Origin of the sequence: Mucilaginibacter sp. P25, from assembly GCF_050859465.1 — a bacterium.
GTDB classification, from domain to species: domain Bacteria; phylum Bacteroidota; class Bacteroidia; order Sphingobacteriales; family Sphingobacteriaceae; genus Mucilaginibacter; species Mucilaginibacter gossypii.
The window spans coordinates 4,868,382-4,893,118 of the sequence record NZ_CP193937.1; the positions used below are offsets into that span (position 1 = coordinate 4,868,382).

The window sequence follows — 24,737 nt, forward strand, 5'->3', positions numbered from 1 at the left end:
AGCACTTCCCAACGTCTGTTTTCGGGATTAATAAAAAAACAAATTATTGATTATCAAATACTTAAATACAAATAAAAACCAAAATAAGTTAAAGACAAGTGCTTTTTGTTAACAGAAACCGGCACCGGTTTGTTAATTTGCAAACAAAAACACCGTCAACAACAATCGATTGCGGAGCGTGCCCGAAATACGATATTTAGATATTGTTAAAACAATAAATTTTATTGATTTATAGCGATAGAAATAATAAATATTTACAGCATACACCAGCTTACAGGAAACAAATAAGGACAGCCTCGCGCTGTCCTTACAACCAATTTTAAAAAAAGAAAAGTAATAAGGGTGAGGTATTATATCTTGTAAGTACACCGATAAAGTATTTGCGCATTAAGGCAAATGCTACAAATAATTGTTGATCATACCAGTAAACTTTGTTAAGGTTATGGAGTTCACGATTAGTACATCTCGAACAATCAAATGTATTAAAGGTTGTAAACTTTAAATGACACGCATGTTGAAAAGGTTAACACATTGGTTTACTAAACGCACAATCGCTCCCCCATTTCCAACTTATTGCTGTTCATTGTAGACTATTGCAAAATGCCCTAAACAACTGTTATAACAACTTCAACAATTGTTGTAATAGTATGACTATAGGTTGACCTATTTTTATCGGCAAGCCGGCCGCCAATTTTGACTGCCGCGAAACCTAAAAGAACATCAAATGAATCTAAGGATCTTTTCTCTTGCCCTGTTGGCAACCGTAGTATTATTTGTTGGTGATGCATCTGCCCAAAACAAAAAGTTTTATATTTTTTTGTGCTTCGGCCAATCAAATATGGAAGGTAACGCCCGCATACAGCCACAGGATACCGTAGTTGATCCGCGTTTACAAATACTGGAAACTGTGGACTGCCCTAACCTTAAACGGGCAAAGGGCAACTGGTACACCGCCGTACCACCATTGGCACGCTGCAATACCGGCCTCACCCCTGCCGACTACTTTGGCCGTACCCTGATAGCCGCTCTGCCTCCTGATGTAACAGTTGGTATTGTGAACGTATCGGTAGCTGGTTGTAAAATTGAATTGTTCCAGAAAGACAGTTATAAGGATTATGCAGCCACCGCACCTTCCTGGATGGTGAACATGATTAACGAATATGGAGGCAATCCCTATGTCCATTTGGTCGAGATGGCTAAACTGGCACAAAAATCCGGCGTGATTAAAGGCATCTTGCTGCACCAGGGCGAATCTAACGCAAATGATACACTTTGGACACTGAAAGTAAAAGGCATCTATGATATGCTATTGAAAGATCTTCACCTAAAGGCCAAAAAGTTCCTTTGCTGGCTGGCCAGCTTGTTGATGAAGACCAGGGCGGCAAGTGCGCTGCTATGAATCACATAATTGATAAGCTTCCTGAAGTTATCCCCAACGCATATGTGATCAATTCAATTGGCTGCCCGGCTGCATCAGATAAGCTGCACTTCACTGCTGATGGCTATCGAATTTTAGGCACACGATACGGATTACAAATGCTCAATCTGTTGGGTTACAAGGCACCGGCCACTACCAATCCTTTACCTATTCAAACAACAGGGAATACCGGCAGGTAATATCGATATTTTTCTATCCGATAAAATGAAAGCTTACTTAAGCCACACTTTTGACATCTATTTTTTTCACCCGGTACCCGGAAGGCAGAACATTATATTTTGCCTTGAATGATTTGGTAAAATAATGAGGCGTCGAAAAACCGATGGAGTATGCTATCTCTGCAATGGTCAAATCGGTTTTTTCGAGCAATATAGCTGCTTTGTCCAGTTTTATGGAGCGGATAAATTCTACAGGCGGCTCACCGGTTAGTTCGGTGATCTTACTATAAAATGATCCCCTGCTCATACTAAAATGATGGCTGATCTCCTCGACGGAAAACTTAGGGTTGTTGATGTTTTTCTCAATATACATCACCACATCTTTAATGAACCGTTCTGACGAGGATTCGATATCCATGTCTGCCGGGATAACTTTTATCTTCTTCTGATAGGTTTCTTTAAGCGACTTATTTAGATGAAGCAGGTTTTTAATTTTGATATTCAGGATATCGAAGTTGAAAGGTTTGGTCAGGTAATCGTTCACGCCCAACTCCAGCCCTGCGAGTTGCTCCTTCTGGCTGGTCATCGCCGTTAATAATATAATTGGGATATGGCTGGTCCTTTTATCAGCCCTAAGTTTACAACTTAGCTGGATCCCATCCATATAAGGCATGCTGATATCACTAACTATGAGGTCGGGATGTACGGCAAGTGCTTTATGCCACCCTTCACGGCCATTAGCTGCCTCCGAAACTTTGTAAGTTGCAGCCAGGCTTTCGGACAAGTATTGCCTCATTTCATCATTATCTTCAATAACCAGGACATGCAGCTGGTTAACACCAGTGGCAATCGCCGTCTTCGGTTTACTGTTCTTGTCATCGTCGATAACGATTGGGGCAGCCTCGGGCGTATTTTGCCCATGCATTGCTGTCTCTGAAAGATTAATTACAGGCAACGAAATTGATAAGGAGAAAATTGAGCCTTTGCCTAATTCACTTTTCACACCAATCTCGCCGCCATGCAACTGCACAAGCTCGCGTGTTATCGATAAGCCTATCCCGCTTCCCTGGTTAAGTATGGCAGGCTGGGCATCTGCCTGATAAAACCTGTCAAAAACATGCCTAACCTGCTCGGCTGCTATACCGGTACCTGTATCCGCAACCGAAATACCCAAGCGGTATGAATTGCCGTCTTCCGATATAACAGGGGCGGTAACTTCAACAGTAATTTGCCCGCCAGGCATCGTAAATTTAAATGCGTTGGATAGCAGGTTAAATAATATTCGCTCCACCTTATCATGATCAAATTTTACAAATAACCTTTCACCGGCAGTTTTAAATACTGTAACAATTTTTTTCTATTGGCCAGGTCATAAAACGAATCCACTACTTCGCGAACAAAAGAAATAAATTCCCCTTCAACCAAATTCAACTTAAGCTCATTCTCTTCAAGTTTCCTAAAATCGAGCAGTTGGTTAACCAGGTTAAGCAACCTGCGCGAGTTTCTTTTAATAACGCCTAATTGTTCGGTAACAGGCCCGCTGTTAGGCTGCTCCAAAAGCTTATCAACAGGCGCCATTATCAAAGATATCGGTGTCCGGAATTCATGGCTCAGGTTGGTTAAAAACTTAATTTTCATCTCATCCAGCTCATGACGGGCTTCAGCTGCTTTACGTTCCTGCTCATCGTGCAATTTCTTTTTAAGCTTTTTAACCCCCTGCCTGCGGATGAGCAACAACACGCCAAAGGCCAGCAAAACATAAAGCACATAAGCATATACAGTCCTCCAAAAAGGCGGCTTCACTATAATTTTCAAGGATGTACCGGTATCATTCCATTTTCCATCATTATTGGATGCCCGTACCCTGAATGTGTATTCTCCCGGATCAAGGTTGGTATAACTGGCCGTTGTGGATGTTCCTGCATTTTTCCAGGTATTGCTAAATCCCTCTAAAATGTACGAATACCGATTTTGCTGTGGAAGGGTATAATTAAGTGCCACAAAGTTTATGGAGATGTCTTGTTTATACTTTATGGTGATCTCTTTTGCCTCACTGATATTAACAGGCAAGGGGTTATCACGGTTGGGCGAAATACGTTTATTATCTATACTCAGCGTAGTAAACACAACCGGCGGCAGGTTTTTATTAAGCCTTACATCTGATCCCTTAAAATAATTGAACCCGTCTACCCCGCCAAAGTAAAGCGTGCCATCTGCGGCAATAATACCCGACCCGTTTAAAAAAACATTGTTTTGAAGCCCGTTATCGTTACAATAAACATAAAGTTTCTGATCAGCCGGGTCAATTCTTCCAATACCCTGGTTTGTACTGAACCATATATTATTGGTTTTATCCTGCAAAATTTTACAAATTACACCGTTTGGTAACTGGTTATTGTATTTAAACGGGGTTATTTTTTTAACCGATGATCATAAAAGAAAAGGCCATCGCCATTGGTACCTATCCACATATTGCCGTTAGTATCGCGTTTTAAAGACAACACCTCTGCTATAGGCAGACCTGTATTGATTGGATTAAGTGTGTCGAACACTTTGGTAGCCGGGTTATAAATAGCGATACCCGTACCATATGACCCGATCCACATCTTACCGTCGTTATCCTCTTCAAAAGCCCTGATGTAGCCATTTGATGGCATTTTATAGCCTTTTACGGACACTAAAGCGGGTTTAAACCGCCGGAAGCTATCAACCTTGGCGTCAAAAATATCGATACCTGCACCGTTAGTACCTATCCATACATTACCAAAGCGGTCTTCCTTAAAGCAGAAAATGTTATTTTGACTGATATTTAGCTTTCCGGTACCGCTGGTGAATTGTGTATAGCCATTGTTTGCGGTATTGAGTTTAAAAAGCCCGTGGCCGAATGTTCCTATCCAAAGTTGTTTTTTTGATCCAACAACATAGCCAAAACAGGCAGGCCTGCCGAATTTATTTTTTCCTTAGGCTGGATTGCGATATGAGTAAAACGGTTGGTTTTGTTGTTGAAAATACTAAGGCCGCCGCCGTCCGTTCCCACGTATAGTTCATTGTCATTTTTTTGCGCGAAAGATGATACGATTGGCGCGCGTAAACCATAAGGGTCTAACTCGGTTGGTTGCACATAATTAAACAATGTGAGGTTTTTGTCGTATTTATTGATGCCGCCCATATAGGTACCCACCCAATAAATGCCTTTAGGGTCGATATAAATGCTTCGGATAGATTTACTGTTAAGACTGTACGGATCTCGCGGATCATGACGGTAACGGATGGATTTACCGGTGTGGATATCCATAACATTCAAACCGCCTTCGGTACCAACCCAGATGTGGTCTTTATCATCAGCGGCAATGCTGTAAACTATGTCACCACATAACGATTGCTCATCTTTATCATTATAGCAGTAATTAACAAAGTGTTCACCATCCTTATCCAGGCGGCTTAAGCCATTAGCTGTACCTACCCACAAATTGCCCACTTTATCCTCCGAAACTGTCATTACAACATCCGAGGGTAAACTACGGGTATCGTTTTTTTGATGACGGAAGGCTTTAAAACCTTTATGCGTATCATCATATAAATACAAACCTAAATTGGTGCAAACCCACATCCTGCTGTAACTATCCTCAAAAATATAACCCATGCTTTTAACCGGTATCAGCCCTGGTTTGCCTGTCCCGGTTTCAAAATGGCTGATATGCTTACGATCGGGACTGATCACATCAAGGCCGTTTACCGTTCCCACCCAAATCTCATTTTTATCGTTTGCACAAACGGCGGTAATAACACCCTGGCTTAAACGCTGTCCTTTTAAGGGCGAACTAAAGCTTTTGAAATCATCCGCCACCTTATCGTAATAATATAAACCAAAACCGATAGTGCCTACCCATAGCGTACCGGCACGGTCTATACTGATACTGCTTATTTCGTAGGAACCTGGCTCTACCTGTCTTTTGGCACCCAATGTATAAACTTTAAACTTCCTTCCGTCATATCTGTTCAAGCTTTCGGAGGTGCCTACCCACATCATCCCGTTATTATCTTTTACGATGGCGTTTACGGCGTTACCCATCAACCCTTGCCTGGTGGTTAATGCGGTAAATTTCAGGTTAGGCGCTTGAGCATTTGCCAGGAAACTGAGGTTGGCCAAAACGACTAAGGTGAGTATAACGCGCACAGTGCCTGCCAGCACCGTATTGATCTTTTTGCGAATACACAAATCGGGTACAGAATGCATCATAACAAACATTGTTACTTTTTTTCCGGAGCGGGTAATCCGCAGAAAAAATTGTTGATGAACTATGGTTTTAAAATTGGTGTGATTGATGTCTTCGAACAAACATCATTATCCAAATCTACATTTTATGATGATGAAACAGGCAAACATTTGTTCAAAGAAATAACACACTTGTTCAATTGAACCTGTAATTATTGTACAAAAGTACATATCGACCAATTTGCGGCAACGATATTGCCCGACCTGCTATCGACAAATGTTGTAAAATTATGCTAAAAACTGCGCGCCTTGTTTTTGACATAAAAATACTTTTATTATAAAAAAAGCCGCCTAAAACAACAGTATAGCTATTATAAATTATTTTTAAATATTTCACCCATGATCAACTTTTCATAAACAACGAAAACGGGCTCCGGTAAAAGTAAAACCAAAGCAACCACCAAAATATGTGTAATAAAAACAATTAACCATGATTTAATCCATTTATCGCATTCCGATGTTTTACCGGCTCAAGACAACCCCGGTGCTTCATTATATCCACAATTTATAAACCTCAATATTCTATTATGAAACCAAAATGTTTACTTGCCTTGTTGGCCGTTACATGTGCCTCCAGTCTCTGCATGGCACAAACAGCTTCAATTGCCGAAGATTTCAAACCATCAACTTTTAACCAGCCGGGACAAGAGTACCCACAGGTAAACTCGCAAGGCTACGCGCGCTTTCGTATTAAGGCTCCACAGTCCGACAGCATAAAAGTCAGCCTTGGCCTTGGCGGGCGCGGGGGCACCAAACTCACAAAAGGAGCTGATGGGTTCTGGACCGGCACTACAGAAGGCCCGATGGATGAAGGATTTCATTACTACCACTTAACCATCGATGGCGGGGTATTTAACGATCCGGGCACATTAAATTTTTATGGATCCACACGTTGGGAAAGCGGCATTGAGATCCCCGCACACGACCAGGATTTTTATGCGCTTAAAGATGTTCCGCATGGCAATTTACAGCAGATCCTTTTTCCTTCAAAAAGCACTAATACCCAGCGCAGGGCTTTTGTTTACACGCCACCAGGGTACGAAAAGGATAAATCAAAAAAATATCCGGTACTATATCTGCAGCATGGCTGGGGCGAAGATGAAACCGCGTGGAGCAACCAGGGCCATGCCAACCTGATTATGGATAACTTAGTTGCAACCGGTAAAATACAGCCATTCATTATTGTAATGACTTACGGCATGACCAACGACGTGAAGCCCGGCCCTGGCGCATTTAAAAGTTTTAAGATTGATCACTTTCAAACAGTTTTAACTGACGAGCTTATCCCCTACGTTGATGCAAGCTTCCGCACACGTGCAGACAGGGCTCACCGTGCGATGGGGGATTATCAATGGGCGGTATGGAAACGCATATGATAACACTAAACAAGCCCGAGCTTTTTGCCTATTATGCCCTGCTTAGCGGCGGAACTTATTCGCCGGATGAGCTTAAAGACAAAACCAAACCTAAACTGATATTCATAAGCTGCGGCAGCAAGGAACGGCCCGATGGCGTTAAAAATGCCGTGGTTGCCTTAAAAGGTGCGGGATATGACGCGGTATCTTACATTTCTGAAAACACCGCACATGAGTTCCTGACCTGGCGCCGTAGTCTTTACGAACTTGCGCCTTTGCTTTTTAAAGAGTAAATACCAATTACATTCACATGGCCATACACCAAGAAGCCCTGCCGGCAAAATGCCAGCAGGGCTTCTTGGTATAAACAGTCCTCTAAAAATAAAGTATTTAAGGTTGGTTATTTTGATATATCGAAATAACCAACCTTTTTTGCATAATTAACGTTATTATTACTAAACCGATGGCTGAACGATATCCAAGGACTGACAAAGACTTTTTAATCGAATCGATAGTAGGTTTAAAAGACGTTACAGATCGACACACTTTAGCAGGTTTTGCAGATATACCGAACGAAATCTTATACAGGCGTTTCTTTCAGCTAATTGATTTCTTGCAAAAAAAACAATTAACCAACGTCATTAAATACAATGGTCTGTCAGATATAACTATTAATAGTGAGCTAAAAAACTCTGATCTTAACGATGCTGGATTTTATTTTTTACAGTATGCATTAGGGAAATGGGAAAGTCGTTTCCATAAGGATCAAGGAGATACTAAAGAAAGTGAATTCATTGAAAAATGGTATAAGGTATTTGTTAAAAACAATCCTGATCTCTTTTTTAAATTTACTTTTCTTAATGATCTTGTCTATGAAAAATTTAAACTTCATTTGGTGATTGTACTTAGGTTAAATCCACCTCCCCGATCCCTTTATTCGAAATCGGGGAAGTGATTGTTTAATTTGAAATAATGCTCCTTTAACTTGTTAATTATGCTGACCTAACTGATTAGCAGCTCCTGACAAAACAATGTACTGCGCACAGCCGGCTATTGTAACTTCATTCTCCCCCCAGAAAAACGGCCAGTCTTCCTTATTCTCCGGAAAATCGGGTTTAAGCAGCAGGATACCGGGTACTACGCCACCGGCAATAAACCTGAAGTCAGCCCGGTTATTACCGTAGGTTACTTTTTTTGAACGTACACCGACAGCCGATACAAACGAAAGATTGGAATAAGGATGGCACCCGAAGATATAATTCAAGCCTTTGTAAACATATTCCGGACCGATTATATTAGGGAAATACTTATTGGCGTAATAGTTGGTAATGGCGTAATTGATCACCTGCCCGCTACCACCCCAGCCACCTGGAGTAACCGGCACACCATAGGGATTTTGTTTATCGTACTCATCACATGAAGCCTTGTACTTTTGCATATAGGCTGCGATTTTATCCTGGTAATCTTTATCCATATAAGGGTAAGCGTGCAGCGCGCTTATCATAACAAAGCCGGGAAAGCGATCAAGCATCGGCATAATCAGCTTTTTGAAATGATCTGCATACTGTTGATCTTTGGTTGTGATATACAATTGGAGCGCGGCAAGCATTTCGTTACCGGCAAGGAACCTGTTACGTGCCCGGGCAGCCGAGTCCATGTGCATTTTGAGGCTGTCATCTTCGTGCCAGAGTTTCAAGGCACTTTGCAAACTTTTAGCAGACAGTGTATCATTGTACCCTTTTAACGCCCTGCTGGCAGCGGCAAGGGCGGCGGTAGTCTGGTAGTCCAGTGCTATATTCCTCGTAGTGAACGCCCATCTGTCATCCATGGTACCACTTGATTTACCGTCGGTTTGGTAGGGCTTGAGCGAGGCGTTATAAGGCAGGTTATCTGTTTCGTTAACGGCGTCGCCGAGGTGATGATACTGGTGCAAATTAGGCACTATGATTCCGCGCGCCGGGTGGCCAATGTTCACGACCTGTGCCACCAGGTTAAGCGTACCGTGTTCGATTTGCTGTAAAAGATCAGGCTTTCCGTCGGGGCGGTGTATATCTACATATCGGGTTGGGTAATCTACATATGTTTCGTCGCGATCGATTTTAAAATTCTCCCAGGCTTCAACAAAATTCAGCACAACGCTGCAGTGCGATGGCGTTTCAACATCAAAATCGCCGGCGTCAAACCAACCGCCAACATTAAGCCCGGGGATCCGTTCAAGCGGTTTATATTTGGTATCAGTAGTTGGCCCCATCTGGTACGTATCAAAATGCTGGTGGTTTGGAGGCGCCTGCAAGGCATCATCAAGGAAAGGCGCGCCATGCCATACGCGGTAGGCCTCGTTAACCATCATGTGATCCATCTGAACCGGGAACCAAACATCCATTGTAGGATGCCCTATATTTTCATAAACATTTGCATTGATGGGGAAGGCATTAGTTTTTTGGTCGCCGTAGGCTATCACATATAACCCGGCCTTTTTCACACTGCTGAAATCAAATTTCAAATAATTATAACGGGTAAATTGCCCCCAGCGCTGCACGGCTGTTTTAAGCCGCTCAATGTATTTCCCATCGGGAGTTACCTCAAAAAGTGTGGCGGTTTGTAATGGCGTGTCATTTTTATCCAGTTCTATTACTGCTGTCTTTTGCTGCTCGGGGCGGTAACCTACCTGCGAAAACTCAATTACGGGCGCACGCTTCCAACCAGGTACTGCATTTGGCTCAATATACCAGGTTAATACTTTGCCCGTTTTTCCTGCCGGCAATAAACTGCGCACAATAAACCATCCATTTTGCGCAAGGCTTCGGCCGTCAAACAACTTAAGGTCGGCATCAAACGATTGAATTTTAATGGTACGCTCAGGATCTTCGGGCGCCATCACCAGTGTTTTACCGGTAGCCAATGGCGCGGGCTCGATAAATTCGTTGCGGCCACGATCGTCAAATGTGCCGTGGCCGGCAAACTGCGGGATTTTTTGGCTTGAAGGAAGCATTTTTGTTAAACCTGCCGGGTACAGCGGAAACTCGCCCGGTTTTCCATCAATCAAAAATGTTTTCTCAAAGTAAGCAGATGGTATAATTTCCAGGTTGAAACCTGCCCTGCCTGCTAACTTTTCCGGTACCGGTTTATCAAGGAACAAGTTCAATTCAACGCCATTGCCTTTCGGCATAACGGTGATCCTGGAATCAAAATCATAATCGGCGTAACGCATGGTAACATCAATTTGATGGTTGATGCTATCAACCTTACGGTTAACCAGCGTGGGCACCAGGTCCCATTGCTCGGGTGTGTTTTGCAGCCGTACCGCGCCGCCTGTAATTGTACGCACGCCGTGGTGTATCAGCTCAACACCTGCTGTTTTTTCTGTCCTGAAAGATCCCGTTATACTGGTTACTGAATACGAGGACATTTACGCCGGGCGTTTCGAAATAACCCAACTTGTTTAGTTTTAGTTTTTGAGCCGTGCCCCGGAGGGATGACAGGCAAAAAATTAATGCCATCACCATCATGACCGGCTTCGGTAAGTAAATTTTCAATTGCATGGTTTATAAGATTTATTAAAGAAGTTTATTAATCGGAATACCGATTACGGACCGTACGAAAGTATCCGTACAAAAAATGGTTTGCTACCACAATCCAATATTTTGATACCACGAATGTATCTGCATGGCTTCGTTCCAAAAAATGCTATATGATTGTTACAATCAGCCGCAACCAACCGCCGCCGCAAGCATTCCAGATATCCAAAACAAACTGGCCATCAATACAATTAACTATTCAAAAAGAAGAATAGCGGGCGTATTTTCCGGCTTCCTATCCACTTACACAAACCGGGTTGACGGTTCATTTTTCAGGTCTTAAACATTCGTGCTATCATTATCATGATTTGTGTTAACCGCGGCAAAGTGCTTGCCCTACTTTCGGGTATTCCTCAAACGAGCAAAAACTAACACAATTTAACCCGCTTTAGCGTCCTTAATCCGAAAGGCAATCAGTTTAGCGGATTAACTGACAACAAAATTATGAAGAAGATAGCCTACCTCACCGTCATCGGCATTTTGCCTGCCTTGCTGGCCCTTTCACAGCCAGCTCTTAAACATTCACCGGCCGGTTTCGACACTTATCGCGCTGGTATAGCACACGGAAAATTAGACACCGTTACCTACAACTCAAAAACAGTTGATTCCAAACGGCGCGCGGTAGTTTACCTGCCGCCTGGCTATACCGCTAAAAAAACATATCCTGTTTTGTACCTGCTACATGGTATTGGCGGCGATGAATTTGAATGGCTTAACCAGGGCACGCCCCAGGTGATATTGGATAACTTGTATGCCGATAAAAAACTGGAACCAATGATCGTTGTGTTGCCCAACGGCCGCGCCATGAAAGACGACCGTGCCACCGGCAATATAATGGCCCCGGATAAAGTTGCCGCGTTTGCAACTTTTGAGCATGACTTGCTGGATGACCTGATCCCATTTATTCAAAAAAATATCCAGTTTATACCGACCGCGAGCATCGGGCACTGGCCGGATTATCAATGGGCGGTGGTCAGTCACTTAATTTTGGGCTGGGCAACCTGGATAAATTTGCCTGGGTTGGAGGCTTTTCTGTCGGCACCCAACACTAAAAAACCAGAAGAGCTGTTACCTGATCCCGATGCAGCTAAAAGCAAACTTAAGCTGCTTTGGATCTCCTGCGGCGATCACGACGGGTTAATGTCGTTCAGTAAACGTACCCACGATTACCTCGAACAAAAAAATGTGCCGCATATCTTCAATGTCGAGCCGGGAATCCACGACTTTAAAGTTTGGAAAAATGATATTTACCTGTTCTCGCAGTTCCTGTTCAAACCTGTGGATATCGATAAATATAACATGATGATCTCGGGCGGCCCTGCATCTACCAATATCAGAGGCTCAAAATATCCTTTTATCCAGCCCGACCACCGGGTGCTTTTCCGTGTCAAGGCGCCGGATGCTCAAAAAGTTCAGGTTGACCTTGGCAAGAAATATGACATGGTAAAAGACACGGCCGGTTATTGGACAGCTACAACAGATTCAATTGGTGAAGGCTTCCATTATTATTCGTTGATTATAGATGGCGTTGCTACAACCGATCCCTCCAGTCAAACTTTTTATGGCATGGGGCGCATGGCGAGCGGCATTGAAGTACCTTTTGACGGCGGCGATTATTATGCTATTAAAAATGTTCCCCATGGCGATATCCGCATCAAAACTTATTTTTCAACCGTCACCAAATCATGGCGAAGATTGTTCATTTACACTCCGCCCGGTTATGATGCAAGCCAGGTTAAGTATCCTGCATTATATATATTACATGGCGGCGGCGAGGACGAAACCGGCTGGGCAACCCAAGGCAAAACCGATATGATCATGGATAACCTGATTGCGGCCGGGCAAGCGAAACCCATGTTAGTGGTAATGCCCGATGCCAATTTCGGCGGAGGTTTTGGTGAAGCCGGCCTCAAAACCTTTGCAAATGAAATAAAACAATGCATTATTCCCTTTATAGAAAAGAATTACCGGGTTAACCGTACCGCGCAGGGCCGTGCCCTGGCCGGGCTTTCTATGGGCGGGCTCAACACGCTATATACAGGTATCTACAATACTGATACATTCAGTTACCTCGGTGTATTCAGCTCGGGGTGGATTTTACCTGCACAAAACAGCATCGCTGACACGCAGTATGACTTTATGAAGAAAAATGCCGCCAAAATCAACAGCAACCTAAAAGCATTCTGGATTGCCATGGGCGGCAAGGAGGATATCGCGTATAAAAACTGCCAGGTTATGCTGGGCAAGCTGGACGAGATGAAGATAAAACATAGTTATTACGAGTACCCTGGCGGCCATACCTGGCCTGTTTGGCGAAATGATCTTTACAAATTTGCCCCCATCCTGTTTAAATAATTAATGATCAAAAAAATCAGATCAAAGACATTCCGTTCATGAAAAATATTAAGTTCTGGCTATTGCTATTCGGATCAGTACTGGGCTTCACCGGGCGATCCATGGCGCAAAATCCATTGATCAGGGACCAGTTTACGGCCGATCCCTCAGCCCGCGTTTTTGGCGACAGGGTATATGTTTATCCCTCGCATGATATTAAGGCAACACCCGGCCATGGCCGCCCTGGTTGGTTTTGCATGGAAGATTACCACGTTTTTTCATCAGCAAACCTCACCGACTGGACTGATCATGGCATGATCATCAGTCAAACAACAGTGCCCTGGGCCGACCCTGCTTCGTACAGCATGTGGGCTCCCGACTGCATTTTCCGCAACGGCAAATATTATATGTACTTCCCTACTACCATGAAAGGCAGCGAAAACGGTCGCGGCTTTACCATTGGTGTTGCCGTGGCCGATAAACCTTATGGACCGTTTATCCCACAGCCGGAACCTATAAAAGGGGTGCATGGCATCGATCCTAATGTATTTATTGATAAAGACGGACAAGCCTACTTGTATTGGGCACAGGGTAACCTGTATGCTGCAAAACTTAATGAAAATATGCTGGAACTTGCTTCAGAACCAATAATTTTAGCCCAACTGCCTGATAAAGGGCTGAAAGAAGGCCCTTACCTGTTTGAACGCAATGGCATTTATTACCTCACCTATCCGCATGTGGCCAATAAGATTGAGCGACTGGAATATGCTACCGGCAACAACCCGATGGGGCCTTTTAAATTTGCAGGCGTGATCATGGATGAGTCGGCTTCCGGCTGCTGGACCAATCATCAGTCAATCATCCAGTTTAAAAATCAGTGGTACTTGTTTTATCACAACGACGACCTATCGCCGAATTTCGACAAAAACAGATCGATAAGGTGCGACAGCCTGTTTTTTAACGCCGACGGAACGATCAAAAAAGTTATCCCAACCCTACGTGGCGTGGGGATCACCAAAGCCTCAGAAAAAATACAGATAGACAGGTATAGCGATAAGGACAGTACCGTTAAAATCTCCTTTCTTGATACCGCAAAAAGATTTGACGGCTGGAAAACTACGTTCAACAATGCAGGTAGTTGGATCCGTTACAATCGTGTTGACTTCGAAAGCAAAAAGTTTAAAGAATTGCAGATCCTGGCAAATGCAGCAAGTAAAGCAACTATAGAAGTGCGGCTTGGCGATCCCAATGGACGTATATTGGCTTCGGCAAACATTGCCGAAGGGAACGATTGGCAAGTTATACAAACCCGCCTCGCTTCTCTCCCATCTAAAACCGCCAACCTGGTAATAGTATTAAAAAGCGGCACCGGCGTTAATATCGACTGGATAAGTTTCAAATAAATTAAAATCACACCTGCAACTGATCCAACATGAAATTTATAACGATTACAACATTAAAATTTCCGATGTTACTAACGGGATTTGCCGCTCTGGTATCCTTTACGAACCGACAAGCACTACATCATAATACAGATTATGGCCGGACTGCAGTCTCATCACATAAGGCTGATAAAGGTTTGAAAGATTATTACCGAAAGTATTTTCCTATTGGCGTAGCTGTTAACATGGCCGCGATAAACGGACCTGAAGCAGAACTGATTGCAAAGGAGTTTAACAGTGTTACGCCGGAAAACGATATGAAAATGGGACCCATTCATCCGCGCGAAAATGAATATAACTGGAAAAACGCCGACGCCATTGTAGCATTTGCGCAAGAGCACCACATGAAAATCAGGGGCCATAATTTGCTTTGGCATGCGCAGGCACCTGCATGGATGTTTAAAGACAGCACGGGCAAGCAGGTAAGTAAAGATGTGTTACTGAAGCGGCTTAAGGATCATATTACCACGGTAGTCAATCATTTTAAGGGTAAAATATACGCGTGGGACGTAGTTAACGAAGCCATTGATGATAAACCCGACAACTATCTGCGTAACTCATTATGGTACCAGATCTGCGGCGAGGATTTTATTGCCAAAGCGTTTGAATATGCCCATGAAGCCGACCCGGAGGCCCAGCTTTTTTACAACGATTACAACAGTGAGGTTCCATCCAAACGGGATAAGATTTGTAAATTGCTCAGGAACCTTAAAGACGCCGGGGTGCCTGTAACAGGAGTAGGTTTGCAGGGCCACTGGAAATTAAATGACCCCAGTTTGCAACAAATAACTGAAGCTATGGATAAGTATGCAGCACTTGGATTAAAGCTGCAGATCACGGAGCTGGATGTTACGGTACGTACTGGCCCACCGCGTAAAGCAGGCGATCAAACGCTAACGGATTCCGCTTATACGGAAACTATGGCCGCTCAGCAAACCGAAAGGTATAAGGCCATTTTTGAAATATTCAGGAAATACAAAAAGGTAATAACCGGGGTTACATTTTGGAATGTGTCAGACCGGTACAGCTGGCTTGATTTCCGTGGTGGCGGTATTGCCGGAGGCGCAGCTGCGACCGAGGGCACAAGCCGCAAAGTTATCAAAGCCTACCCGCTGTTGTTTGATGAAAAACTTCAGCGAAAAAAGGCATATTGGGAAGTGGTTAACTTTTAACGTAAAATGAATGAAAACAAAAAATATCGCATTTCTTAAACTGACAGTTACCTGCCTTTTATGGCGACTGGCAATTATGCCTTTAAACGCGCAAACAGCACAAAATCCTATCATATATGCAGACGTTCCGGATGTATCGATGATCAGGGTTGGCGATACTTATTATGCAAGCAGCACCACAATGCATCTTAATCCGGGGCTGCCAATCATGAAATCAAAAGATTTGGTGAACTGGCATATCGTGAGTTACGCGTATAATACGCTTGATGGTGGGGATGCCCTTAACCTGGCAAACGGAGCAAACGCATATGGCAGGGGCTCATGGGCAAGCAGCTTGCGTTATCATAACGGTACTTTTTATGTTTCCACATTTTCGGGCACTACCAATAAAACCTATATCTACGCCACAAAAAACATTGAAGAAGGCCCATGGAAAGAAATGTCCTTTAAACCGGCATTACATGACCACTCGCTTTTTTTGATGATGACGGCAAAGCTTATATGATCTATGGGAGCGGCAAGATCATGCTGGCCGAACTGAATGATGACCTGTCTGGCGTCAATCCTGATAAAAAACTGCAAATCCTGATCGAGAATGCAAGCGCTGCTGCCGGTCCCAATATTGGTTTGCCTGCCGAAGGCTCACAACTGTTCAAAATTAAGGGGAAATATTACCTTTTCAATATCAGCTGGCCTAAAGGGGGAATGCGTACCGTTTTAATCCACCGGGCCGACAAGTTGACCGGTCCTTATGAAGGGCAGGTAGGGCTTCAGGATAAAGGCGTGGCCCAGGGCGGGCTTATCAATACCCCAAAAGGCGATTGGTATGCCTATTTATTTCGTGATTTTGGCGCCGTTGGCCGGGTGCCGTACCTGGTACCGGTTACCTGGACAGATGGATGGCCTGTATTGGGTATTGATCACAAAGCACCTGATACGCTGGATTTACCTGCAAATAAAAGCCTGATGCCGGGTATTGTATCCCCGGATGAATTTAGCCGTAAAAACGGCGAGCCAGTGCTGCCGTTGGTATGGCAATGGAACCACAATCCGGACGATCAGTTATGGTCGTTAAAAAAGCGGCCCGGCTACCTGAGATTGACCACCGGGCGACTGGACAGCACAGTACTATCGGCACGTAACACATTAACGCAGCGCACTATTGGCCCTCAATGTTCAGGAACAACTTTAATTGATGTCGCCAATATGAAAGATGGAGACTTTGCAGGTTTGGTTTTACTGCAAAAAAAGTACGGCTTCGTTGGTGTAAAATCAGATCATGGATCCAAACAAGTAGTTATGATCAGCGCACAATCCGGATCGGCTATTGAAGCGGCCAGTATACCTCTAAAGCAAACAACCATTTACCTTAAAGCAAGCTGCGATTTTACTAACCGGGCAGATAAAGCCTACTTTTTTTATAGTCTCGACGGGCGCAAATGGGAACCTATTGGCACACCGCTGCAAATGGTTTATACCCTCCCCCATTTTATGGGATATCGCTTTGGCCTGTTTAACTATGCAACCAGGCAATCGGGCGGTTATGTTGATTTTGATTTTTTCCACATCAGCAATGCACAATAAAACAATTATGCATCAGCCCGATCATTATTTCAGAATAATTAAGGAATACCAACAATGACAAAAAAGCTACTATTCTTATCTGCTTTATGTTTAAGTGCATTCAGCGGTTTACAGGCGCAAACCCGCCTCAACCTGGATCTTACCAAAGGGGTGAACGTAAGTCCGAAGCTTTACGGGCTTATGACCGAGGAGATCAATCATTCCTATGACGGAGGTTTATATGCCGAACTGATCCGTAACCGGGTTTTCAAGGATAACCCAAACCAGCCCGAAGGCTGGAGTGTTGTTCAGGATGGCGATAGCAAGGCATCGATACAGCTCATTGGTGCCGATCCGGCTAATGTGCCTTTTGATCAGGGGCGCAATGCTATTAACGCAGCGCTTACCACCTGCCTTAAGCTTACGGTTAGCCAGGCAAATGGTAACCGCACGGGCATTGCCAACAACGGCTTTTGGGGTATTCCGGTTACACCCTCAACTACTTATCGCTGCTCATTTTATATCAAAACCGGAACTGTCAATTTTCCGCGGGGTAACAGGCCTGATGCTGCTCCGCCTGCAACAGCAGTTACAGAAGATGGCCCCGGTATTATCAACATTAGTTTGGAAAGCACCGATGGCAAAACAATTTACGCAAGGGGCACAATCAACCTCGAAAAAAGCACGTACTGGAAAAAGCATGAGTTAACCATCACAACTGCTGCAAATATCAAACCTACTGCCGACGCGCGTTTTGTGATTTCATCTACCCGGACAGGCACTTACTATTTTAACCTCGTTTCCTTATTTCCCCCAACGTATAAAAACAGGCCAAATGGCAATCGCATTGATTTAATGCAGATGATGGCCGATATGAAACCTACCTTTCTACGCTTTCCGGGCGGCAACTTTTTAGAGGGGCCGTACCTGGGTGATGCCTTTCCATGGAAAACAACCTTAGGCCTGCTGGAACAGCGCCCCGGCCATACAGGCAGCTGGGGTTACCGTGCAAGCGACGGCATGGGTTTGCTGGAATTTTTAGAATGGTGTGAAGATTTAAAAATGGAACCGCTTTTAGCAGTTTTTGCCGGTTACTCGTTACGTGGTGACCACATAGATGCGGGGCCTTTATTGGAGCCATATATTAAAGACGCGCTGGATGAAATTGAATATTGTATCGGCGATACCAAAACTTACTGGGGTGCAAAACGGGCTGCCGACGGTCATCCCGCCCCTTTTAAACTCACAGATATAGAGATAGGCAATGAGGACTGGTTCGACAGGTCGCATAGCTACGATGGGCGCTTTAAACAATTTCAGGCTGCTATAAAAGCTAAATATCCCCAGTTACGCTGTATCTCAACCATTGAAAGTTATAAGCCCGACAAGGTAACCAGTGTTAAACCCGAAATGGTTGACGAGCATTATTACCAATCGGCCTGGCAGATGGAAGAAGACGCGGCGAAGTACGATAGCTATGACCGTGCAACCAGCCCTAAAATATTTGTAGGCGAATGGGCCACCCGCGAAGGCGCGCCTACCACTAACCTGAATGCAGCCCTCGGAGATGCTGCCTGGATGACCGGAATGGAACGCAACAGCGACCTGGTAGAGCGGTCATGCTATGCACCATTATTTGTGAACGTAAACCAGGCGGGCAATGGCCAGCCTAAAGCATGGCAATGGGACTCTGATCTGATTGGTTATACAGCCCTTAAAAGTTATGGCTCACCATCTTATTATGTACAAAAGATGTTCGGCAGCTACCTTGGTACCAAGGTGGTGCCAATAACAGCCGAAAATGCCCCCTTACGCAAACCGGCAGTTAAAGACACCGCCGGCATAAGCCATTGGCCGGCAAACGCGCGGCGCCCTAAGGCCGAGCGTCCGGCGTTATTTTTTGTTTGTACCCAGGATGCTAAAAACGTGTATCTGAAGGTGGTAAATACCGACGATATGGCCCGGGAAATCGACATCAGCCTAAAAGGCGGAGATGTGGCTGCAAATGGCACCCTGGTAGTACTAAAGGGCGATAAACCGGAAGATACCAATACAATTGACGAGCCGACGAAAATCGTCCCGGTTACGTCGACCATAACCGGGCTTGGCCGGTCATTCAAACACACCTTTCAGCCTTACTCTGTCAACGTCATCAGGCTGTCGAAGCGCAAATAGGTCATTGAGCTGAAGTTCAATTCAAATATATTATCAAATATGAAAAGCCGGCCTCCCGGCTTTTCGCATTTAATTTAAGTTTTCGGGCGAATGGGCTTGCCCTCTTCACCTGGCCTGAACCAATAGTTAATTTGCCCCCGCGATGCCATAAGGGAGGGTTTATCTTATATATCCATAGCACCAGAGGGGGGTTAACAGGGTTAACACATTTCAGAAATATACTTACAAACGCCTGATAATCAATAAAATAAAATTAACCGGGGTTACACTATTTTCTTCATCAACAAGCAATTTACAAATAACACGTTGTTAATCAGTCACATACACAAAACTACAGAGTTAACACGATATATTTGCTAAAAATATTAGCAAATTCATAATAAATTCCCGATCTTTATTTAAAAGATTGCCGAACGTGATGGAACCTGAAAATACCTTATCAAATTTAACGCCTTCAAGAGAGAAGCTCGACCGTGTATTGGGTCTGCAAAAGATCACCTTAACAGATATTGAAGATTTGAACGATGCTGAGCGCAATTACATTGCCGAATTTAGTACCGAAATGCTTCAACGATTAACGGATGAAGAACGGGACAAGTTTATAGATAAAATAGCGGAGATCATGCTGCCATCAACAAATGAGCAGATCTGGGAACATAACCACTTAGTTATTAGCCGGGCAATCGAAAGGCTGATTGCCCAAAATGGCTCCATGCCCCCTAAATTTGTAATAGCCCGGGAGTGCGGCCTGAGCCGGCAAACTGTTGCCAAACACCTTACAGGCTATAAAACACACCCGCAATACCTTGCCGAAATGGAGCAGTTTAAATATATGGTCCCTAAAATACTGGCCAATGTTTGTAAGCTTGCCTGCAACGGCGATGTAAAGGCTGCCCGGCTTTATTTTGAAACGGTGGGCGCTATAAATAAACGCCGGCCCAACACCGTTATCAACGAACAAAACAACTACCTGCAAATAAACAAGACCATATTAAGCCAGGAAAATCTGAAACAGCTGAGCAAGGAGCAGCTGAATCAAATTGAGCTGATTGTTAGTGGGATTGGGGGAAGTGAGTTTTAGGTTTATGCCGGGGGTGATGTATTGATTGCTTGATCCGGCTGGTGTTTTGTCACTTATATAGTTGAGACAGTCACGAGTACCCACCAAAACATCAAATGTTGCGTACTCCGCCGGTTAGCGAGAATTTAAAGTCATTAAACATCTACAATTTCAATTTTGACTATATCTTTGCATATAGCACTCTTTTTTATAAGATATTCTAATGTCCTTTTAAAATTCCTTATCTCGCGGTATTCCAACACCTGTTCGCGTGTATTCTTTCCTAAGTGTTCTTTAGCGGAATACAAATCGATAGCCATATTCAAAGCATTTAATGTATAAGGTATATCAACTAAGTGCATTTCGCCATGTTCGGCTTTGGAGATATCAACGGAGAAGTCATAATCTCGAATATCATCTTGTGGAGCAACTTGTAATTTCACCCATCCACTTTTCAATCTTTTGCCCGCAACCTTATTAAACATATCGTCACTAAGATCATCGGGTATAAGAATTGTAAATGTCAAAGCCTTGATGAAAAAGACATCTCCATTTTTTAAAGCAAACTCTTTTTTATCTCTCTTATCTTCTAATAAACGTTTGACTGTTTTCTCGACAAAATTTTTGAAGTAACCATAGGCTAAAGCTGTAGAAGGTAAAAAGCCGAGATCAAATGTATCCTCTTTCGATTTGATATGCTCTCGAATACTTTCAGCGCAGTTATCGACGGAAGCAATAAAATCAACATCTCCTTGACTCGATAAAAAAGGAAATGTTACCCCTAACAAATCTGTCGGGATCTTCGACCCTTTTTCAAGGATATATATAGCTCGTGATGCGCCCAAGCCGCCAGTAAATAATCCAAATTCAAATAAAACGTTATCTCTTGCGCCTTTGCTACTTTTCTTTCGTGAAACGATGGTATCGTCCGCAGTTGCAATAATCACGGCATAATCATATAATGCAATTTTAGAGGTTAAATTTGAGAAATTGCTTTTTACATTATCAAAAGCATTTGTCCATATCGTGATTTCTACCAAATCATTTAAACGTTCTTTTAACGCCTCAGCTATGTATAGCCCTTCCTTTGAAGAACCAATAAAAACATGTGGTTTGAAGTCCATAAATTATATTTTTTTGTGATCAACGTAAGGATGTAGCCATTTACCTTTTAGCAGATAAAGCTCGTAATAAAGATACCATTCATGTGTCCAAGGTATGATTGTATTATACAAATTAGACAAGCTGGTAAAGCTGTAATCTTTAGGATAATATAAACACAAGCTGTGATCACTACTGTACATATGAATATCATTATTATAGATAATTCGGGGCTCGCAGGTGAATACTTTTGGTCTCAAACCAGGCGTAAATCTTAATTTATACCGATAAATTGCTGAATACTCGCTTGGTTGACAAAAGCCTACTGCAAACAATGTATTGCCACGAATAGCCACATTCAAAAAATCATATGCTTTTTCAAGTAAATATTTTTCGTTAAATAATACCTTGATTGGGTTGATACCTTTAAAGGGTAAATACAATTTCTTAGCCCCCATAATTTCTGTGTGCTAAGTGTGCAACTCCTGTTGTAGAATTAATGTTCCCGCTCCTTCCTAAATAAGCCCCAGAGGTAACGATCCCAGCCGAAGCTAAAAGTGCAGATTGACGTTTCTCATCTTCCTTACTCAGGCCTTCTGGAAATCTATCGCCTAAATACTTACGCCATACTTTTGACGCCTCAAACTGATCTTCTTCGTCGACGGCTTTCTGTGCATCATCGCAAAACAATGTCAACTCTTCTAAAAAATTATCTTTTACTAAGTTTAGCAGTTAAATCATCGAACGGTTCGACTGGAGCATAACAACTAACTGAAAATTGTATTGCAGACTTAATGCCCTTTAATAAATTTAAAAAGCATTTATCATCACGCCCGTCTTCTATTGAAAAGTGTCTCGCTGCCCAAACTGCTAATGCAATCCCACTTGGCATTTTTCCTTGTGATTTACGTTTAGATGTCCAACCTTTTAAATACTTTATCATTCTTATAAATTGGCCGTCAGCATCTTTAAATTGAGTCAACCAAGTAATCATGTGCCATGGATCGTCTTTGAGCCAATCTTCTCCTTTTACCGCCATGTAAGCATAATCCTCGCCTTCAACCTCATAGTATGCAGGAAAATCAATATTGTATTCACATTGAAACAGCACACGGACACATTTTTTACGATGTTGTGCACCATCTTTCGTATGGTCTTTAACTGCATCATATATATAGCCTTGAACAGTCTCACCACTTACATTAGGTTTGCCGGGTAAATAAACACCCCTGTCAGAATCAAACGTACTATCTTCCTTAATTATAATAGTTTTGAATTTAGGTGCATCAGAGCCTTGTGTAAAAAAGGTAGGGTACACGCCAAGTTTATCGTAAAGCTTGTTAGATATTTTAGTCTCCAAAGATTTACGAGAGGTTTTCATTTTCTGACGCTGAATACTTGTCGGAGTGATAACTTTGTTGTAATCCAAAAATAAGTTGTTACAATCTGCCATAATTTTCAACTTTAAAAAAACGTTCTAATAATCAATTAATACCCAAAGCTAATTATAACATTTTTGTGATTTTGTGAAATTTTCACAAAATATACATTTAATTATCCACAATTAAACATATATATTTGATTCGAGTGAGAAATCACCGATAATGTGTTAATAACTAATACCATGCTTATTGAATTTTCAGTCGAAAATTACCTTTCTTTCAAAAACAACACCCGGTTCCGAATGGATGCCGGTACCATAAAAGAAAATCCGGGTAACATTTTTTACCCAATTTTTATGCGTGATTTAAAGCTTGTTAAATGTGGAATTGTCTATGGTGCCAACGCAACCGGAAAAAGCAATTTATTGAAAGCCTTTCAGTTCATGCAACAGTTCTGTCTTAACTTCTTCCAAAGAAAGTTTGGCAAATCAAGAAATAGATACACAACCGTTTCGTTTAACCAAGAGTCGGCTTTCATACCCAAGTTCATTTGAAGTTATTTTTGTACTTAAAGAAATAAGATATAGATACGGTTTCATAATAAGCCGTAAAGAGATTCATCATGAATGGCTTTACATGACAGACAAACGAAAAGAGGAAGAGCTTTTTAAAAGACACGCCAACACCCTTAACGTGGATAAACGATTACTAAATGAACCAAAAAATAAAATCGATGTATTAAGGGAACTGGTTAGGTCAAACGCTCTGTTTATTTCGGTTTTGGCGCAATTCAACGTATCCATTGGCTTGAGTATATCGCAATGGTTTTCGAATTCTTTAGTGTTGTTTGACGGGGATAATGAACGATTGATTAACCACACGGGCAATCTCTTAAAGAACCCCGTTTATCGTGAACGCATACATGATATTATTTTAAAATCTGATTTGAATTTTTTAGGGATAGAGGCCGCAATAAAGGAAAAGGCATCAAAAATGGGAGTGTCTGAAAGTTTTGTTAACTTCATGTTTACGGCTGACGAGAGCTTTCATCTCAAGACTTCTCACAAAGTTTTTGACGATCAAAATAAACACACCGATACTACATTATTTGACCTGGTTAAAGATGAATCCCTGGGGACTCAAAAATATATTGCTTTGTTAGGGGTTATTCTTGAAGCACTTATTGAAAGGAAAATACTCTGGATTGACGAATTAGATTCGCGTTTTCACGAACATTTGCTTAAAATGATTATTGGCTTATTTAATTCTAATAATAACAATCCAAATGGAGCCCAGTTAATATGTACCTGTCACAACACCTCTCTATTAAAGAAGTTTATACGCCGTGATCAAATGGTATTTGCCGAACGTGATGAAACAGGCGCAACCAGTATTAGTAGTTTGTATTTTAAAGACCCATCTGTTAGAAACGATGCGTCATTTGATAAAGACTATACCAGCGGTAAATATGGTGCCATCCCTAAATTAGATCAATTAAATTTATTCAATTCATTAGATTCTGAATGATTCGTAGCCTCAAGAGCAGAAAGCCTACTTAACTTCATAAAGGGACAACGGAACTGCCCTGCCATAAAGCGAAGCCCCCGCTGCGGCAAGCGTACGCTTGTGGCCCGTGTTCAGGTAAATAAAGTTTTATTTAAACCAATTTTCTGGGTTGAGGAGATCACAACACAAGATGCAGA

21 protein-coding genes and 2 pseudogenes are annotated in these 24,737 nt (G+C 42.7%); 14 read left to right on the plus strand and 9 right to left on the minus strand.

The annotated features are described in order from the left end of the window. Window positions 1-724 precede the first annotated feature (724 nt). Together ACRQ5D_RS24675 and ACRQ5D_RS24680 are read left to right on the plus strand one after the other, a co-directional pair. The gene (locus ACRQ5D_RS24675) at window positions 725-1,399 is read left to right on the plus strand and encodes a sialate O-acetylesterase (RefSeq protein ID WP_431200661.1); all 675 of its coding nucleotides are present in this window, start codon (window positions 725-727) and stop codon (window positions 1,397-1,399) included. Continuing rightward, on the plus strand, window positions 1,345-1,617 hold the full coding sequence (locus ACRQ5D_RS24680) for a hypothetical protein (RefSeq protein ID WP_431200662.1): 273 nt from the start codon (window positions 1,345-1,347) through the stop codon (window positions 1,615-1,617). Before ACRQ5D_RS24675 ends, ACRQ5D_RS24680 begins: the two co-directional genes overlap by 55 nt. Before the next feature lie 37 nt (window positions 1,618-1,654). On the opposite strand, the gene ACRQ5D_RS24685 is transcribed toward ACRQ5D_RS24680, so the two are convergent. From ACRQ5D_RS24685 to ACRQ5D_RS24705, 5 genes and pseudogenes are all read right to left on the minus strand, one after another. Next, complete coding sequence (locus tag ACRQ5D_RS24685; protein ID WP_431200663.1) at window positions 1,655-2,887, minus strand: ATP-binding protein; 1,233 nt, start codon at window positions 2,885-2,887, stop codon at window positions 1,655-1,657. A 17-nt stretch (window positions 2,888-2,904) separates the two neighbouring features. Then, window positions 2,905-4,011 (minus strand): triple tyrosine motif-containing protein, encoded by a 1,107-nt coding sequence (locus ACRQ5D_RS24690; protein ID WP_431200863.1) that lies wholly within the window; start codon window positions 4,009-4,011, stop codon window positions 2,905-2,907. Continuing rightward, window positions 4,008-4,253 (minus strand): two-component regulator propeller domain-containing protein, encoded by a 246-nt coding sequence (locus ACRQ5D_RS24695; protein ID WP_432326930.1) that lies wholly within the window; start codon window positions 4,251-4,253, stop codon window positions 4,008-4,010. Before ACRQ5D_RS24695 ends, ACRQ5D_RS24690 begins: the two co-directional genes overlap by 4 nt. 87 nt (window positions 4,254-4,340) lie before the next feature. After that, window positions 4,341-4,490, minus strand: a pseudogene (locus ACRQ5D_RS24700) (two-component regulator propeller domain-containing protein); the annotation flags it as partial. After that, entirely contained in the window at window positions 4,487-5,836 is a 1,350-nt protein-coding gene (locus tag ACRQ5D_RS24705; RefSeq protein WP_431200665.1) for a ligand-binding sensor domain-containing protein, read from the minus strand. The pseudogene ACRQ5D_RS24700 and the gene ACRQ5D_RS24705, both read right to left, overlap by 4 nt. Before the next feature lie 563 nt (window positions 5,837-6,399). On the opposite strand from ACRQ5D_RS24705, the gene ACRQ5D_RS24710 reads away from it, so the two are divergent. The 3 genes from ACRQ5D_RS24710 (at window position 6,400) to ACRQ5D_RS24720 (ending at window position 8,182) form a co-directional block, all read left to right on the plus strand. After that, complete coding sequence (locus ACRQ5D_RS24710; RefSeq protein WP_432326932.1) at window positions 6,400-7,248, plus strand: alpha/beta hydrolase-fold protein; 849 nt, start codon at window positions 6,400-6,402, stop codon at window positions 7,246-7,248. Continuing rightward, on the plus strand, window positions 7,245-7,520 hold the full coding sequence (locus ACRQ5D_RS24715; protein ID WP_432326934.1) for a hypothetical protein: 276 nt from the start codon (window positions 7,245-7,247) through the stop codon (window positions 7,518-7,520). The genes ACRQ5D_RS24710 and ACRQ5D_RS24715 overlap by 4 nt, the downstream gene beginning before the upstream one ends. Window positions 7,521-7,690: 170 nt before the next feature. Further along, window positions 7,691-8,182 carry a hypothetical protein gene (locus ACRQ5D_RS24720; protein ID WP_432326936.1) on the plus strand — a complete coding sequence of 164 codons (492 nt, stop codon included), beginning with the start codon at window positions 7,691-7,693 and terminating at the stop codon, window positions 8,180-8,182. 33 nt (window positions 8,183-8,215) lie between these two features. On the opposite strand, the gene ACRQ5D_RS24725 is transcribed toward ACRQ5D_RS24720, so the two are convergent. Continuing rightward, complete coding sequence (locus tag ACRQ5D_RS24725; protein ID WP_432326937.1) at window positions 8,216-10,636, minus strand: glycoside hydrolase family 9 protein; 2,421 nt, start codon at window positions 10,634-10,636, stop codon at window positions 8,216-8,218. Window positions 10,637-11,249: 613 nt separating this feature from the next. Here ACRQ5D_RS24725 and ACRQ5D_RS24730 point away from each other — a divergent pair. The 7 genes from ACRQ5D_RS24730 (at window position 11,250) to ACRQ5D_RS24760 (ending at window position 20,572) form a co-directional block, all read left to right on the plus strand. Continuing rightward, window positions 11,250-13,160, plus strand: a complete 1,911-nt coding sequence (locus ACRQ5D_RS24730) for an alpha/beta hydrolase-fold protein (protein WP_432326939.1) — start codon at window positions 11,250-11,252, stop codon at window positions 13,158-13,160. Between the two features lie 38 nt (window positions 13,161-13,198). Beyond that, a complete protein-coding gene (locus ACRQ5D_RS24735) occupies window positions 13,199-14,542 on the plus strand; it encodes a family 43 glycosylhydrolase (protein WP_091164047.1) in 1,344 nt (447 codons plus the stop codon). A gap of 176 nt (window positions 14,543-14,718) precedes the next feature. Next, window positions 14,719-15,753, plus strand: a complete 1,035-nt coding sequence (locus ACRQ5D_RS24740; RefSeq protein WP_256337366.1) for an endo-1,4-beta-xylanase — start codon at window positions 14,719-14,721, stop codon at window positions 15,751-15,753. 10 nt (window positions 15,754-15,763) lie between these two features. Then, entirely contained in the window at window positions 15,764-16,258 is a 495-nt protein-coding gene (locus tag ACRQ5D_RS24745) for a family 43 glycosylhydrolase (RefSeq protein ID WP_431200668.1), read from the plus strand. Beyond that, window positions 16,255-17,337 carry a family 43 glycosylhydrolase gene (locus ACRQ5D_RS24750; protein WP_431200669.1) on the plus strand — a complete coding sequence of 361 codons (1,083 nt, stop codon included), beginning with the start codon at window positions 16,255-16,257 and terminating at the stop codon, window positions 17,335-17,337. Before ACRQ5D_RS24745 ends, ACRQ5D_RS24750 begins: the two co-directional genes overlap by 4 nt. Before the next feature lie 54 nt (window positions 17,338-17,391). Further along, window positions 17,392-19,491: an alpha-L-arabinofuranosidase C-terminal domain-containing protein gene (locus ACRQ5D_RS24755; RefSeq protein ID WP_091164043.1), complete on the plus strand. Its 2,100-nt coding sequence runs from the start codon at window positions 17,392-17,394 to the stop codon at window positions 19,489-19,491. Between the two features lie 415 nt (window positions 19,492-19,906). Further along, window positions 19,907-20,572: a hypothetical protein gene (locus ACRQ5D_RS24760; RefSeq protein ID WP_432326943.1), complete on the plus strand. Its 666-nt coding sequence runs from the start codon at window positions 19,907-19,909 to the stop codon at window positions 20,570-20,572. A 134-nt stretch (window positions 20,573-20,706) separates the two neighbouring features. On the opposite strand, the gene ACRQ5D_RS24765 is transcribed toward ACRQ5D_RS24760, so the two are convergent. From ACRQ5D_RS24765 to ACRQ5D_RS24775, 3 genes are all read right to left on the minus strand, one after another. Then, window positions 20,707-21,675: an STING domain-containing protein gene (locus ACRQ5D_RS24765; RefSeq protein ID WP_091164037.1), complete on the minus strand. Its 969-nt coding sequence runs from the start codon at window positions 21,673-21,675 to the stop codon at window positions 20,707-20,709. 3 nt (window positions 21,676-21,678) lie between these two features. Beyond that, window positions 21,679-22,110, minus strand: a complete 432-nt coding sequence (locus tag ACRQ5D_RS24770; RefSeq protein WP_091164034.1) for a hypothetical protein — start codon at window positions 22,108-22,110, stop codon at window positions 21,679-21,681. A gap of 251 nt (window positions 22,111-22,361) precedes the next feature. Further along, window positions 22,362-23,105: a cyclic GMP-AMP synthase DncV-like nucleotidyltransferase gene (locus ACRQ5D_RS24775; RefSeq protein ID WP_091164029.1), complete on the minus strand. Its 744-nt coding sequence runs from the start codon at window positions 23,103-23,105 to the stop codon at window positions 22,362-22,364. Between the two features lie 285 nt (window positions 23,106-23,390). Here ACRQ5D_RS24775 and ACRQ5D_RS24780 point away from each other — a divergent pair, with 285 nt between their 5' ends. Next, window positions 23,391-23,588 carry an AAA family ATPase gene (locus ACRQ5D_RS24780; protein ID WP_432329856.1) on the plus strand — a complete coding sequence of 66 codons (198 nt, stop codon included), beginning with the start codon at window positions 23,391-23,393 and terminating at the stop codon, window positions 23,586-23,588. Continuing rightward, window positions 23,500-24,561: pseudogene (locus ACRQ5D_RS24785) on the plus strand (AAA family ATPase); the annotation flags it as partial. The gene ACRQ5D_RS24780 and the pseudogene ACRQ5D_RS24785, both read left to right, overlap by 89 nt. Window positions 24,562-24,737: the final 176 nt, after the last annotated feature.

Bases quoted from the DNA above. Each gene is read 5' to 3' on its own strand.
- ACRQ5D_RS24720 (WP_432326936.1), top strand. From the start codon at position 7,691: ATGGCTGAACGATATCCAAGGACTGACAAAGACTTTTTAATCGAATCG.
- ACRQ5D_RS24755 (WP_091164043.1), top strand. From the start codon at position 17,392: ATGACAAAAAAGCTACTATTCTTATCTGCTTTATGTTTAAGTGCATTC.
- ACRQ5D_RS24775 (WP_091164029.1), bottom strand. From the start codon at position 23,105: ATGGCAGATTGTAACAACTTATTTTTGGATTACAACAAAGTTATCACT.
- ACRQ5D_RS24745 (WP_431200668.1), top strand. From the start codon at position 15,764: ATGAAAACAAAAAATATCGCATTTCTTAAACTGACAGTTACCTGCCTT.
- ACRQ5D_RS24770 (WP_091164034.1), bottom strand. From the start codon at position 22,110: ATGGGGGCTAAGAAATTGTATTTACCCTTTAAAGGTATCAACCCAATC.
- ACRQ5D_RS24750 (WP_431200669.1), top strand. From the start codon at position 16,255: ATGATCTATGGGAGCGGCAAGATCATGCTGGCCGAACTGAATGATGAC.
- ACRQ5D_RS24710 (WP_432326932.1), top strand. From the start codon at position 6,400: ATGAAACCAAAATGTTTACTTGCCTTGTTGGCCGTTACATGTGCCTCC.
- ACRQ5D_RS24725 (WP_432326937.1), bottom strand. From the start codon at position 10,636: ATGTCCTCGTATTCAGTAACCAGTATAACGGGATCTTTCAGGACAGAA.
- ACRQ5D_RS24735 (WP_091164047.1), top strand. From the start codon at position 13,199: ATGAAAAATATTAAGTTCTGGCTATTGCTATTCGGATCAGTACTGGGC.
- ACRQ5D_RS24780 (WP_432329856.1), top strand. From the start codon at position 23,391: ATGCGTGATTTAAAGCTTGTTAAATGTGGAATTGTCTATGGTGCCAAC.
- ACRQ5D_RS24705 (WP_431200665.1), bottom strand. From the start codon at position 5,836: ATGATGCATTCTGTACCCGATTTGTGTATTCGCAAAAAGATCAATACG.
- ACRQ5D_RS24765 (WP_091164037.1), bottom strand. From the start codon at position 21,675: ATGGACTTCAAACCACATGTTTTTATTGGTTCTTCAAAGGAAGGGCTA.
- ACRQ5D_RS24730 (WP_432326939.1), top strand. From the start codon at position 11,250: ATGAAGAAGATAGCCTACCTCACCGTCATCGGCATTTTGCCTGCCTTG.
- ACRQ5D_RS24715 (WP_432326934.1), top strand. From the start codon at position 7,245: ATGATAACACTAAACAAGCCCGAGCTTTTTGCCTATTATGCCCTGCTT.
- ACRQ5D_RS24675 (WP_431200661.1), top strand. From the start codon at position 725: ATGAATCTAAGGATCTTTTCTCTTGCCCTGTTGGCAACCGTAGTATTA.
- ACRQ5D_RS24695 (WP_432326930.1), bottom strand. From the start codon at position 4,253: ATGCCATCAAATGGCTACATCAGGGCTTTTGAAGAGGATAACGACGGT.